Genomic DNA, 14154 nt, shown 5'->3' with positions numbered 1-14154 from the left:
GAGCCCCCGATGAGCGTCTCACTGGACGAGGTCGTCAGCGCGCTGCGCGCGTCCCTGCTCGACAACCAGAAGCTCAAGCAGCAGAACCAGCAGCTCGCCGCCACGCTCACCGAACCGGTGGCGATCATCGGGATGAGCTGCCGGTTCCCCGGCGGCGTGCGCTCGCCGGAGCAGCTCTGGGACCTGGTCGCCGCCGGGGCCGACGCGATGGCGCCGTTCCCCGACGACCGGGGGTGGAACCTCGACGCCCTGTACAACACCGACCCGGACAGCCGGGGCACCTCGTACGTGCGGGAGGGCGGGTTCCTCTACTCCGCCGGCGACTTCGACCCCGCGTTCTTCGGCATCAGCCCCCGCGAGGCGCTGGCCATGGACCCGCAGCAGCGGCTGCTGCTGGAGGCCGCGTGGGAGGCGTTCGAGCGGGCCGGGATCGACCCGACCACGCTGCGCGGCGCGCCCACCGGCGTGTACGCGGCGACCAGCAGTCAGGGCGACTACGCGGCCCTGCTGTCCGGGGTCGGCGGCGGTGTCGAGGGGTACCTCGGCACCGGCAGCGCCGCCGCCGTGGCCAGCGGCCGGATCTCGTACGCCCTCGGGCTGGAGGGCCCGGCGGTCACCGTGGACACCGCCTGCTCGTCGTCGCTGGTCGCGCTGCACCTGGCCTGCCAGGCGCTGCGGCTGGGCGAGTGCACCCTGGCGCTGGCCGGCGGGGTGTCGGTGATGGCCACCCCGACGGTCTTCGTGGAGTTCTCCCGCCAGCGTGGGCTGTCCACCGACGGGCGGTGCAAGTCGTTCGCCGCCGCCGCCGACGGCACCGGCTGGTCCGAGGGGGTCGGCATGCTGCTCGTCGAGCGGCTCTCCGACGCCCGCCGAAACGGCCATCGGGTCCTCGCCGTGGTGCGCGGCAGCGCGGTCAACCAGGACGGGGCCAGCAGTGGGCTCACCGCCCCCAACGGCCCCTCCCAGCGCCGGGTGATCAAGCAGGCGCTGGCCAACGCCGGGCTGACCGCCGACCAGGTCGACGTGGTGGAGGCGCACGGCACCGGCACCACCCTCGGCGACCCGATCGAGGCGCAGGCGCTGCTCGCCACGTACGGCCGGGACCGGCCGGCGGACCGGCCGCTGCTGCTCGGCTCGGTGAAGTCGAACATCGGCCACACCCAGGCAGCCGCCGGGGTCGCCGGCATCATCAAGATGGTCCACGCCATGCGGCACGGGACGCTGCCGTCCACGCTGCACGTCGACCGCCCCACCCCGCACGTCGACTGGTCCGCCGGGGCGGTGTCCCTGCTCACCGAGGCGATCCCGTGGCCGGAGACCGGGCAGCCGCGCCGCGCCGGGGTGTCCGCGTTCGGGGTCAGCGGCACGAACGCGCACACCATCATCGAGCAGCCCGACCCCGCCGACGTGCCGCCGCCCCGTCCCGCCGGGGCGTCCGCCCCGCCGGCGCCGTGGATCGTCTCCGCCCGCTCCGCGCCGGCCCTCGCGGGGCAGGCCCGCCGGCTGCTGGACCACCTGGCCGCCCACCCCGACCTGACCCCGGCCGACGTGGCGTACTCGCTGGTCACCACCCGGGCGGCGCTGCCGCACCGGGCGGCCGTGACCGGCGCGGACGGCGACGCGCTGCGGGCCGGCCTGCGGGCCGTCGCCGAGGACCGGCCCGCCGCGGGCGTGACCCGTGGGGTGGCCCGCCCGGCCGGTAAGCTCGCCTTCCTCTTCACCGGTCAGGGCGCGCAGCGCCCCGGGATGGGCGCCGAGCTGCACCGCCGGTTCCCGGTGTTCGCCGCAGCCTTCGACGAGGTGGCCGCCGAACTCGACCGGCACCTGACCCGCCCGCTGCGCGAGGTCGTCTTCGCCGACCCGGGGTCGCCCGAGGCGGCCCTGCTGGACCGCACCGAGTTCACCCAGCCGGCGCTGTTCGCGTACGAGGTGGCCGCGTACCGGCTGGTCACCGCGTGGGGGCTGCGCCCGCAGCAGCTGCTCGGGCACTCCGTCGGCGAGCTGGCCGCGGCGCACGTCGCCGGGGTGCTGTCGCTGGCCGACGCGGCGACCCTGGTGGCCGCCCGGGGACGGCTGATGCAGGCCCTGCCCGACGGCGGGGCGATGCTGGCGGTCCGGGCGTCCGAGGCGGAGGTGGCGCCGCAGCTCGGCGACCGGGTCGCCCTGGCCGCCGTGAACGGCCCCGCGTCGGTGGTGCTCTCCGGCGACGCCGACGCCGTGCTCGCGGCCGGCGAGAGCCTCGCCGCGCAGGGCAGGCGGACCCGCCGGCTGCGGGTCAGTCACGCGTTCCACTCCGCCCGGATGGACGCCATGCTCGCCGACTTCCGGGTGGTCGCCGAGAAGGTCACCTGGCATCCGCCGAGGCTGCCGGTCGTCTCCGACCGCACCGGCGACGTGCTCACCGCCGAGCAGGCCACCGACCCCGGCTACTGGGTCGACCACGTGCGGGACACGGTGCGCTTCCACGCCGGTATCGCCACCCTGGCCGCCGCCGGGGTGGGCACCTTCCTGGAGCTGGGCCCGGACGGCGCGCTCACCGCGCTGGGCCGGGAGTGCCTGCCCGACGTCGACCCGGCGGCCTTCGTACCGGTGGCTCGCCGGGACCAGCCGGAGGCGGCCGGGCTGCTCGCCGCCCTCGCCGCCGTGGACCTGCGGGGCGCCGCGGTGGACTGGCCCGCCCTGTTCACCGGCGCCGACGCCGCCCGCGTCGACCTGCCCACCTACGCCTTCCACCATGAGCGGTACTGGCCGGAGCCGCCCGGGTTCCGCCTCGTCCCGCCCCCGGCGGCGGACGCCGTGGACGGGGACTTCTGGGCCGCCGTCGAGGCCGACGAGCCGGCCGCGCTGGCCGCCGTCCTCGGCCTCGGCGGCGACCGGCGGGACGCCTTGGCCGAGCTGCTGCCCGTCCTCGGGGCGTACCGGGGCCGGCAGCGCCGGCGTACGGAGCTGGACGGCCTGCGGTACCGGGCCGGCTGGGCGCGGATCGCCCCGCCGACCGCCGTCGCCCCGCCGGCCGGTCCCTGTCTGGTGGTCGCCCCGACCGGCATGGACGCGGACCCGGTGCTGGCCGCGCTGCGCGCCGAGGGCCTGTCGCCGGTGCTGGTGCCCGTGGGCGACGACCCCGGCGACCTCGTGCTGCCCGCCGGGGACGCCCCGTCGGTCGTGGTGTCGCTGCTGGCGGCGGGCGACCCGGCCGGCACCGCCGCGCTGGCCGGCACCGCCGCGCTGGTCCGGGTTTTGGGCGCGGCCGACGGCGGCGCGCCGGTGTGGTGCGTGACCCGGGGAGCCGTCGCCGTCGACCCGGACGATCCCGCGCCGGGCGTCGCCGGGGCGTACGTCTGGGGCCTGGGCCGGGTGCTCGCGCTGGAGATGCCGCGGCTGTGGGGCGGCCTGGTCGACCTGCCGGCGGAGCCGGACGGCGCCGCCCTCGCGGCGCTGGCCCGGCTCGTCGCGGCCGGGGGCGACGAGGACCAGCTCGCGGTCCGGCCCGCCGGGGTGTACGCGCGGCGACTGGAACCCGCCCCGACGGGCCCGGCCGCAGTCGACGAGGACTGGCATCCCAGGGGAGCGGTGCTGGTCGACGGCGCGGCCGGCGTGCGGGGCCCGCACGTGCTGCGCTGGCTCGCCGACCGGGGCGCGCCGCACCTGGTCCTCACCGGGGCGGCCCTGCCCGCCGAGGCGGCGGCCGAGCTGACCGGGCGGGGCGTCGAGGTCACCCCGGTGGGCGATCCCGCAGCGCTGCCCGACCTGCTGGACCGGCTCGCCGCCGACGGCCACCCGGTCCGCACGGTCGTCCACGTCGCCGACGCCGGCGGGGCGGGCGAGCCGGTCGCCGGCCTGGACCCGGCGGAACTGGCCGTCGCCGTCGCCGCCCGCGTCGCCGCCGTGGAGCAGCTCGACTCCGCCTGCGCCGACCGGCCCGTCGACGAGTTCGTGGTCTTCACCTCCACCGCCGCGACCTGGGGCGGCGGTGGCGCGGCGGTCACGGCCGCCGCCGGCGCGGGCCTGGAGGCGCTGGCCGCCCGCCGCCGGGCCGCCGGCCGGCCGGCCACCGTGCTGGCCTGGGTGCCGTGGGCCGACGAGGTCGCCGAGCCGGAGCAGCTGCGTCGCCGGGGCGTCCGGCCGCTCGACGCCGAGCTGGCCGTCGCCGCGTTGCAGCAGGCCGTGGGCCGGGGCGACGACCAGCTCGCCGTCGCCGACATCGACTGGCCCGCGTTCGTGCCGGCCTTCACCGCGGTACGGCCCAGCCCGCTGCTGCGCGGCGTTCCCGAGGCGACGGCCGCCGCCGCGGCGGACGGGTCGGCCGGGGGCGACGCCGGCGACCCCGCCCGGGCGCTGCTGACCCGACTCACCGGCAGCACCGCCGCGGACCGGGAGCGGATCCTGCTGGACCTGGTCCGGGCGCGGGTGGCCACGGTGCTCGGGCATGCCTCGCCCGGGGCGATCGAGGCCGACCGGGACTTCCTGGAACTCGGCTTCGACTCGCTGACCGCCCTCGAACTGCGCGACGCGCTGCGTCAGGAGACCGGCGCGGAGCTGTCCGCCACCCTGCTGTTCGACCACCCCACCCCGACGGCGCTGGCCCGGCACCTGCTCGGCCAGCTCCTCGGCGCGGGCGCGGCCGGCGACGCGGCGACCGGAGCGGGCGACGGCGGCGGGGTGGGCGGCGGCGGGCTGCTCGGCGGGCTGTTCAACCAGCCCAAGGCTCGCGAGGACTCCGCCGGGTACGCCGAGCTGCTGGTCAAGCTGGCCCAGTTCCGGCCGTCCTTCACCGACCCCGGGCAGCTCTCCCGGCCGGCCGGGATCCTGCGGCTGGCCGAGGGCGGCGCCGGCGCGCCGCTGGTCTTCTGCTGCACCATGTCGCTGCTCTCCGGCGCGCACGAGTACGCCCGGCTCGCGTCCGGCTTCCGCGGCCTGCGCGACGTCTGGGCGCTGCCCAACCCCGGATTCGGGGCGGGCGAGGAGCTGCCCGCCGACCTGGACGCCCTGCTGCGGGTGCACGCCGACACGGTGCTGCGCGCCGTCGGCGACGGCCCGTACGTGCTGGGCGGGCACTCCGGCGGCGCGATGGTCGCCAACGTGCTCGCCCGCGAGCTGGACCGCCAGGGCCGGCCGCCGGCCGCCGTGGTGCTGATGGACACCTACCCGGCCGACAGCGAGGTGCTCGGCGGCTGGGTGCCGGAGCTGCTCGACGGGATGACCGAGCGGGACAGCGCGTACACCCCGATGGACGACTGGCGGACCACCGCGTGGGCCGGGTACCTGCCGTTGTTCCTGGACTGGCAGCCCGCCCCGATGACGTCGGCGACCCTGCTGGTGCGGGCCAGCGAGCCGCTGGGGCAGTGGACGGGGGAGGCCGACGGCTGGCGGTCCCGGTGGCCGTACCCGCACGAGGTGGTGGACGCGGCCGGTGACCACTTCAGCATGGTCGCCGACCGGGGCCCGCAGCTGGCCGCGAGCCTGCAGGGGTGGCTGGCCGGGCATGGCCTGTGAGGGCCCGCGCCCCTGCGGTCCCCCTAGCGCCCCCTATTCAAAGATCCGTATCTGTCCCATAGATGACCTGGACGGGAGCATGACGACGTGGACGAGGCAGTGGTGGTCACGGAGCTGGTCAAGCAGTACCAGCCCAACATGCCACCGGCGGTGGACGGACTGAGTTTCACCGTCGCCGCTGGTGAGGTCTTCGGTCTGCTCGGGCCGAACGGCGCGGGCAAGACGACGACGATCGGGGTGCTGACCACACGGGTGCGTGCCACCTCGGGTCGGGCCACCGTATGCGGCGCGGACGTGATCGGCGCGCCGGCCGTGGCCCGGCAGTTGCTGGCGGTCGTGCCGCAGCGGGTGAACCTGGACCGGGCGTTGACCGTCCGGCAGAACCTGGTGTTCCACGCGGCGTACCACCGCGTGCCGCGGGCCGAGCGCAACCGGCGGGCGGACGAGCTGCTGGAGCAGATGGGCCTCACGGAGATGGCCAAGCTTCGCACCGACTTCCTCTCCGGCGGCCTGGCGCAGCGCACGATGATCGCGCGGGCGCTGATGCACTCGCCCCGGGTGCTCTTCCTCGACGAGCCCTCCAGCGGCCTCGACCCGCAGTCGCGGCTGTTCGTGCACGACCGGATCGCCGAGCTGAAGCAGCAGGGCGTGACCGTGGTGGTCACCACCCACGACATGGACGAGGCGGAGAAGCTCTGCGACCGGGTCGGCATCATCGACCACGGCAAGCTGCTCACCCTGGACACCCCCGCCGCGCTGACCCGCACCCTGCCCGGCAGCAGCACGCTGACCCTGGTGGTCGGCGCCGGCGCGCCGGCCGAGGAGGTGCAGGCCGCGCTCGGCAACATCGCGGACGTGGAGCGGGTGGAGCAGCTGCGCGGCGGCGCGGGCGGCGGCATGCCGGCGTTCCCCGGGATGCCGCCCATGCCCATGCCGATGCCCCTGCCCGCCGTGCCGGCAGACCCGGACGCCACCCTGTCCTTCCGGGTCTACACCGGCACCCAGCCGGCCCACGCCGTGCCGATGGCGCTGAAGATCCTCGGCGACCTGAACTGCGAGGTCCGCGACCTCAGCATCGGCCAGCCCAGCCTGGAAGACGTCTTCATCCACCTGACCGGAAGGGAACTTCGGTGAGCGTCACCGCCCCCGCCAACCCGTCCGCGCCGACGCAGGCGTTCACGGCGCCTCGTTCGGTGCGCTGGCTGGACCAGCTCGCCACGTTCCGCGCGGTGCTCGCGCGTGACCTGTTCGTCACCGGCCGCGAGCTGGGCGCGTTCCTGGCCCAGGTCTTCATCCAGCCGCTGTTCATGTTGCTGATCTTCGGCAAGGTGCTCGGCGAGCTGGGGTACGCCAGCAACGACTTCGCCAACGTCCTGCTGCCCGGCGTCATCGCGCTGAACGCCTTCCTGATCGGCCTGGAGAACACCGCGCTGCCGCTGGTGATGGACTTCTCCTTCACCAGGGAGATCGAGGACCGGCTGCTCTCCCCGCTGTCGATCCCCCTGGTCGCCTTCGAGAAGATCATCTTTGGGGCCATCCGCGGCACGATCGCCGGCCTGGTGCTGATCCCGATCGGCATGCTCATGCTGGGGGTCACCTGGCCCGTGCTGACGGCGCTCAAGGTGATCGTGGTGCTGGCGGCCGGCGCGCTGGTCGGCGCGGCGCTCGGTCTCACGTTCGGCACCCTGGTCCCGCCGCACCGGATCCAGATCATGTTCACCGTGATCATGACGCCGCTGATGTTCACCGGCGCCACCCAGTTCCCGCTGCGGGCCCTGGACTCCCTGCCCTGGTTCCAGGTGATCTGCGCGCTCAACCCGCTGACCTACGTCAGCGAGGCCACCCGGTCGCTGGTCGCCCCGCCCGGTGTCGAGTCGGTGCCGCTCTGGCTGGACCTGATCGTCCTCGCCGGCGTGTTCGTCGTCGCCACCACGATCGGGACCCGCGGCTTCCTGCGCCGGTCCATGGACTGACCGCGTTACGCGAGAAGGGCGCCGTGGTGGGAGACCACCGGGCGCCCTTCTCGCGTTCCGGTCAGGACGCCGCGCCCTGCGCCTCCTCGGCCAGCGGCTCCGCGAACGCGATGAGCCGGGCCGGCAGGTCGGTGCGCCGCTTGACGTCCAGCTTCCGGTAGACCCGGGTCAGGTGCTGCTCGACGGTGCTCACCGTGATGAACAGCTTGCTGGAGATCTGCCGGTTGGTGTGCCCCTGGGCAGCCAGCGCGGCGACCCGCCGCTCGGCCTCGCTCAGGCCGTCGTCCGGTTCCTGCGGCTCGGTGCTCGCCTGGTACGCCGGCAGCCCGCCGCCCGGCTCCCGCCGGATCAGCCGCTGGGCCAGCACCGACGCCCCGCAGTCCTGGGCCAGCTGGTACGCCCGGCGGACCAGCAGCCGGGCCCGGGCGGAGTCGCCGGCCCGTTGCAGCGTCTGCCCGGTGTCGCCGAGGGCCCGGACGAGCTCCAGCCGGTCCCCGCAGGACTGCAGCAGGTTCACCGCCTCGGAGAGCAGCTTGCGCCGGTGGTCCGGGGCGGCGGTGGTGGCGAGCAGCCGCAGCGACCGCCCCCGGGTCCGGTCGTCGACCCCGTGGGCGATCCGCAGCTGCTCCTGCAACAGTTGGGTGGCCTGCGTCTTGTTGCCGACGCTGAGCTGCACCCGGGCCAGCTCCAGCCGCCACGGCGCCAGCCCGGCGACGTCGACGCCCCAGGCGCGTACCAGCTCGCCGCACCGGCGCAGGTCGGTGATCGCCGCGTGCGGCCGGCCCATGGCCAGGTGGTGTCGGCCCCGGGCGGCCAGGTAGTGCACACCCAGCGGGGTGCGGAGCATGCCGGCCGGCATGGGGTGGGCCAGCCACCGGTCGGCCTCGGCGAACCGGCCCGCCTCGGTCGCGCAGCCGATCAGCGTGGCCAGCGGGCCGGCGATCGCCACCCCCCACGCCGGGGCGGGCAGGTCCACCAACGCCGTCCGGGCCTGGTGCTCCGCGCCCGGCAGGTCACCCAGGCGCAGCGCCGCCTCGGCCCGCGCCGCCCGCACGATCGCCCGCCACACCGGGGCGTGCCGGGCCGCCGGCCGGTTGAGCAGCACGTCCCCCCAGACCGCCACCCGGTCGGCCCGGCCCGCCCAGAGCAGCGCCAGCAGCGGGGCGGTGAGCAGGCCCAGCGACCCGTCGTCGGTGTGGTGCCGTTGCAGCAGCTGCTCGGCGGTGGCCACGGTGTCGTTCTCGGCGGTCGGCATCAGCGCCGTGCCGAGCACGGTCACCGCCTGCAACTGCGGGCTGATCGTCGTCGGCGCGGTCGCCGCCCGGCTCCAGGTGCTCGGGGTCTCCCGGACGGTGGCCAGGTGGTCGGGGTAGGAGAGGGAGACCAGCAGCTGCATCGCCCGCAGCCGGCTGGCGGTGCCGGTGGCGGTGCCGTGGTCGTCGTCGGGGGAGAAGCCGCTGACCGCCTCGGTGGCCTCGTCCACCCGGCCCTGCCAGAGCAGGTACGGCACGGTGGACAGGGCCGCGGTGGTGGACCACCCGGCAGCCCGGGCGGCCTGCACCAGCTCGGTCAGGTGCCCGTTGACGGTCAGCGGGTTGACCTGCCAGCGGGCGTTGACCAGCATCGCGGTGTTGGTGCTGCGCTGCTGCTCGTCCACCTCTGCGCGGCCGAGCAGGCGCAGGCAGGCGGCGGCGAGGTCGGGGCGGCCCGAGGCCAGCGCCTGCCCGGCGGCGTCGGAGAGCACCGGCACCGACCAGGCGCCGTCCGCCCAACCGGCGGCGACCAGGTGCTCGGCGATCACCCCCGGCTCGGCGCCGTGCTCGTGCAGCACCTCGGCGGCGCGCTGGTGCAGGACCCGGCGCTCCTCGGGGGACATGTCGGCCAGGATCGAGCGCAGGATACGCGGGTGACGCAGCTGGTCGATCTCCATCAGCCCGGACGTGCGCAGCACCCGCACCGCCGGCACGGCGGACTCGGGCACCACGTCGAGGAGGTGACCGAGCAGCTCCGTCGGGGCCGGGCGGTTCAGCACCGCCAACGCCTGGGCGACCCGCCGCACCCCCGGCTCGTGCCGGTAGAGGCAGCCGAGCACGGCCTGGTCGAACCCGTCGCCGTTGGCCGGGTCGGGGGTGGCGTCGTCGGCCGATTCGGCCCGGCCCCGCTCGTCGAGCAGGGCCCGGGTGAGCAGCGGATTGCCGCCGGTCATGCTGAGCAGGCTCTCGGCCGCCTCCCGGGCCTGCGCGTCCTCGGTGTCGTCGCCGATCATCCGGGCGATGGCGTCGACGGTCAGCGGCGGCAGGCTGATCCGGGAGAAGTACGGCTGGCTGAGCAGCTCCGCGCGGAACAGCGGGTGCGACGGGCGCAGCGTCGACGCCTCGGCGAGCACGATCATGATCCGTGCGTGCCGCAGCCGGCGGGTGACGTAGAGCAGGCAGTGCAGCGAGGCCGGGTCCGCGTGGTGCACGTCGTCGACGGTGAGGACCAGCGGCCCGGACCTGGTCAGGTCGAGCAGCGCGGTGAACAGGCCGTGCAGCAGCGGTGCCCAGACCTGCTCCTCGGAGGCGACCCCCTCGGCCGCCTCACCGCCGGGCTCCGGCAGCGGTACGGCGAAGGCGGCGTCCCGCATGAGCTTCTCCACCCGGTCGGCCGACTCCTGGTCCAGCCGTGCGCTGTGGAACAGCTGCCCCAGCACCCCTAGGCGGAGTCCGCGTTCCGCCCGCGAACCGGCCGCGTTGAGCACCCGCCCCCCGGCGGCCACCACCCACTCGTCGAGCGTCTCCAGCAGACTCGTCTTGCCGCTTCCCACCGCGCCCGTCACCAGCGCCACGTGTCCACGCTGCTGCTCCTCGCAGGCGCGGAACGCCCTCCGGAGCAATGCGATCTGTTCGTCCCGCTGCACCAGAACCACTCGTGTCAGCCTCTCTCATATGTGGTGCCGAACCGGGTTACCGGTGCTGACCGACACCACCCCTCCCGAGCCGAACGGCAGACCTCACCGCTCCCACCCGGCGCGCCGGGTAGGGGTGAGGCACACCGGGTCGCCGTGCCGGGTGGGCCTGTGATCTTCCTGCCGGACCGCGCTCCCCAGCGGGCGGTCCGGAATTCTCAGGCGAGTCTGGCACCGGGTCGGGTGTGCGACAACGGCCTTGAGACCCCATCGTTCCAGTCCGAAACCTACGGATCTCATTCGCCGATAGGGGTTGCGCAAGGGGTAGGAGGGGAGTGCCCGACCGGGGACGAATCGAATGGAACATGATGGACAGTCCGCGACGACACCGTGGCTCGATGTTGGCACAACGCCGTCGCCGACGCCTGTCCAGCACGTCCAGGTGTGAACGGCAGGGGCCGTCGGGGGGATGGAGAAGAGGAGACGGGAGGAGGGCTAGCGCTCCGGGTCGCCCGGGGTCGACGGCGCGTCGCCGTGCCCCGTCGGGGCCGGGCCGGGGCGGCCCAGGCGCAGCCGGACGGCGAGGTCGCTGCGGGAGTTGACGTCGAGCTTGCGGTAGATCCGGGTCAGTCGCTGCTCGATGGTGCTGACCGTGAGGAAGAGCCTCTCGGCGATCTCCCGGTTGGTGTGGCCCCGCGCGGCCAGCGCGGCCACCCGCGACTCCGCGTCGCTGAGGCCGTCGACCACCACCACCGCGTCGGGGGCGACCTCGCCGGACCCGGCGGCCCCGGTGGCGACGCTGGGCCGCAGCAGCGGGATGCCGCACTCCTGGGCCAGGGTGTGGGCCGCGCGGATGGCGTTGCGCGCCTGCCGCAGGTCGCCGACCTCCTGGTAGACGTGGCCGAGGTCGACGAGGCTGTGGGCGAGTTCCGCCCGGTCCCCGCACTGGCGCAGCAGCCGGACGGAGGCGCGCAGGTGCTGGATCCGGTCCGGCCCTTCCCCCGTTGCGGCCAGGACGCGTAACGCGAACCCCCGGTACCGCACGTGGGTGGGACGCAGCCGGGCCAGCTCCTCGCGGACCAGCTTCTCGGCCTGCTCTCGGCGACCCATCCGCAGCAGCGCCCGGGCCGACTCGGTCCGCCAGGGTACGAGGGCGGGCAGGTCCAGCCGCCAGGACGTCATCAGCTGACCGCAGAGCTGGAAGTCGGCGAGGGCGGCCTCCGGGCTCCCCGTGGCCAGGGCGTACAGGCCGCGGGCGTGCAGGTAGTGCAGCCCGAACGGTGTCTCGAACATCGTCTGCGGCACCGGGACCTGGAGGCAGCCGGCCGCGGCGTCGAGTTCCTCCATGAGGGTGAGTGCCCGCAGGCGGACGGCGAGCGGTATCCCGATCACCACTCCCCAGCCCTTGTGGGAGAGCTGGGCCAGCGCGGTGTCGGCGAGGTCCCGGGCCCGGCTCAGGTCGCCGAGGTGCCCGGCGACCACCGCCTTCATGGCGGCGATCACCCCTGCCGGGGTGGGCTGCCGATGCGCCGCCGAAGTGCCGCCCAGCTTCTCGGACCAGTCGCCGGCCAGCTCCAGCCGGTCGGCGTAGATCGTCGCGATGAGGGCGCAGATGGCGGTCCACATGTTGCGCTCGTCGTCGAGCCTGATGGTGGACAGCACCCGTTCGGCGTCCTCGACCACGCCGACGTCGCCCCGTTCGAGCACGGTGCGCAGCATGGTCACACCCTGGAGCCGCCGCTTGACCCTGGCCAGGGTCAACGGGTCCCGGAGGGCCGGCGAGGGCATCGGCCGGTCGCCCGTTGCCCTGGGGTAGAAGGTGGACATCCACCCCTTGATGATCATCAGTGCCGCGGCGGAGCCCGGGTCGGCGCTGTCGGCGCGTTCGCCGAGGTGGTGGACGAGCTCGACGGCCTTGTCGATCTGGCCGTGCCAGAGCAGGTACTGGATGGGGCTGGTGGCCTGCCGGCTGCTCAGGTGCCCCGCCCGAACCGCGGAGGCGACGCCGAGCAGGTGGGGTACCGCGGCCTGCGGGTCCAGCCGCCACTCGGCCCGGGCGAGGGCCGAGCGGATGCGGGCCCGCAGGCAGGCGTCGGTGCAGTCGCGGTTGGCCCGCCGCAGGTAGCGCAGGGCGGTGTCGGGTTCGCCGTCGATCAGCGCCTGCTCGCCGGCGTCCAGCAGGGTCTGGGCCATCCACGGCTCGCCCAGCTCCTCGGTCCTGACCAGATGGCGCGCGATGCGCTCCGGCGCGGTGCCGTCCTCGTGCAGCAGGCAGGCGGCCTCCCGGTGCAGCCGGGCGCGTTCCTCGGCCGTCATCCCGTCGAGCACGGCCTGGACCACCGCCGGATGTCGCAGCCCGTCCGCGGTGACCAGGCCGCCGCTGGTCGGCCCGTCGATCGCCCGCAGCGCCGACTCGGCGCGGACGTCGACGAGGTGGGACAGCAGGCTCCCGTGCAGCGGCTCCCCGGTCACCGCGAGCGCCCGGGCGGCCTTGAGCACCAGGTGCTCGCAGCGGTAGAGGCAGCTCAGCACGGCCTCCCGGAACGCCTCGCCCACGACTGGCCGGTCCGGGCGTTGCCCGGTGGTGGCCAGGTGGTCGTCGCTGAGCGCCCGCACCAGCAGCGGGTTGCCGGCGGTGATCTCGTGGCACTCGTCGGCGATCCGGCGGGCGGCGGGCGCGCCGAGCCTGGCGGCGAGGAGTTGGTACGTCCCGTCGGCGGTGAGCAGGGGCAGCCGGATGCGGTGCAGCCGCGCGGGTTGCAGCAGCTCGGCGTACACCTCGGGATGCCACGGCCGGGTGCGGGGCGACTCGGTGAGCACGATCAGCACGGGGAGGCCGGCGATCCGCCGCGCCGCGTAGTCCAGACAGCGCAGTGAGGGTATGTCGGCGTGGTGGGCGTCGTCGACCGCGATGACCAGGGGCGCCCGGCCGGCCAGCTCCACCAGCGCGCTGCCGAGCGCGGCGGTGGTCAGGGCGGGGCCCTCCAGGTCCCGGTCATCGGTGTCGCCCCAGGCGAGGGCGCCCCGGTCGATCAGCCGGCCGAGGCGGTCGCGGTCGCCGTCGCCCAGCGGCGCGGCCCGGACGAGCTGACGGATGACCTCCAGCGGGACGGTGCGCTCGGCGCGGGACGCGCCGGCGGCGAGGAAGCGGACGCCGGACCCGGCGACCTGCCGGGCGAACGCCTGTAGCAGCGTGGTCTTGCCCCCGCCGACGGGGCCCGTCAGGACGGTCAACGGCCGGTCGTCGGCGAGCCGGCCGGCCGGCCGGAGCCGGTCGGCGAGCCGGCGCTCCAGGAAGGCGAGCTGGCTGCTCCGTTCGGTCAACACCATGGTCGTGGCCTCGGAAGGAGCGCGGGGTGCGCCGACACCGGGTGCGCCATCTTCCCAGGGCTGCCGAGGGGCCTGACGAAATCGGAGACCGGCAATTTTCGACCCATTCCCAGATAGGCGAATATAGACGACCGTCTCATTTAGGAGACATGCCATCGATTAACTTGACTGCATGGCGCCTCTGAATCGTGGCCCCACCAGCTTCATCGGCAATTTCCGCCCCCTCGGGGCTTGTCCCCCGCTATCGACCGCCGTGCATGGTGGAGTATGTCAGCCCCGGAATTGGGCGGCAAGCCGGAAGTTGTAAAGGATAGGCAAACATCGGTTCGGTGCCGACGGGGTGGCGCCTGCCCTGCGGCACCCTCCGCAACGGAAAGTCGTCAGCCGAATTCATAACGTGATGCGGTTCGCGGAGCGGGTCGCTCGCGGGCGCTTTCGGCACTCGCCGGGAATTGGCGGGGGAGGTGTCGC

The 14154-nt window shown here is 75.0% G+C and carries 5 protein-coding genes; 3 read left to right on the top strand and 2 right to left on the bottom strand.

Going from position 1 to position 14154, the window contains the following annotated elements; all coding sequences use genetic code 11:
• Positions 1-9 precede the first annotated feature (9 nt).
• From OG559_RS01870 to OG559_RS01860, 3 genes are all read left to right on the top strand, one after another.
• A complete protein-coding gene (locus OG559_RS01870; protein ID WP_405111586.1) occupies positions 10-5493 on the top strand; it encodes a type I polyketide synthase in 5484 nt (1827 codons plus the stop codon).
• A gap of 87 nt (positions 5494-5580) precedes the next feature.
• Positions 5581-6627 (top strand): ABC transporter ATP-binding protein, encoded by a 1047-nt coding sequence (locus OG559_RS01865; protein WP_405111583.1) that lies wholly within the window; start codon positions 5581-5583, stop codon positions 6625-6627.
• Positions 6624-7466 carry an ABC transporter permease gene (locus OG559_RS01860; RefSeq protein ID WP_405111580.1) on the top strand — a complete coding sequence of 281 codons (843 nt, stop codon included), beginning with the start codon at positions 6624-6626 and terminating at the stop codon, positions 7464-7466. The genes OG559_RS01865 and OG559_RS01860 overlap by 4 nt, the downstream gene beginning before the upstream one ends.
• A gap of 61 nt (positions 7467-7527) precedes the next feature.
• On the opposite strand, the gene OG559_RS01855 is transcribed toward OG559_RS01860, so the two are convergent.
• Both OG559_RS01855 and OG559_RS01850 read right to left on the bottom strand, forming a co-directional pair.
• The gene (locus tag OG559_RS01855; protein WP_405111577.1) at positions 7528-10374 is read right to left on the bottom strand and encodes an ATP-binding protein; all 2847 of its coding nucleotides are present in this window, start codon (positions 10372-10374) and stop codon (positions 7528-7530) included.
• A 474-nt stretch (positions 10375-10848) separates the two neighbouring features.
• Positions 10849-13683 (bottom strand): AAA family ATPase, encoded by a 2835-nt coding sequence (locus OG559_RS01850; RefSeq protein ID WP_405111575.1) that lies wholly within the window; start codon positions 13681-13683, stop codon positions 10849-10851.
• Positions 13684-14154 lie beyond the last annotated feature (471 nt).

This window comes from Micromonospora sp. NBC_01405, assembly GCF_045040155.1.
In the GTDB taxonomy this organism is placed as follows: domain Bacteria; phylum Actinomycetota; class Actinomycetes; order Mycobacteriales; family Micromonosporaceae; genus Micromonospora.
This window is presented reverse-complemented; position numbering and strand designations above follow the sequence as displayed.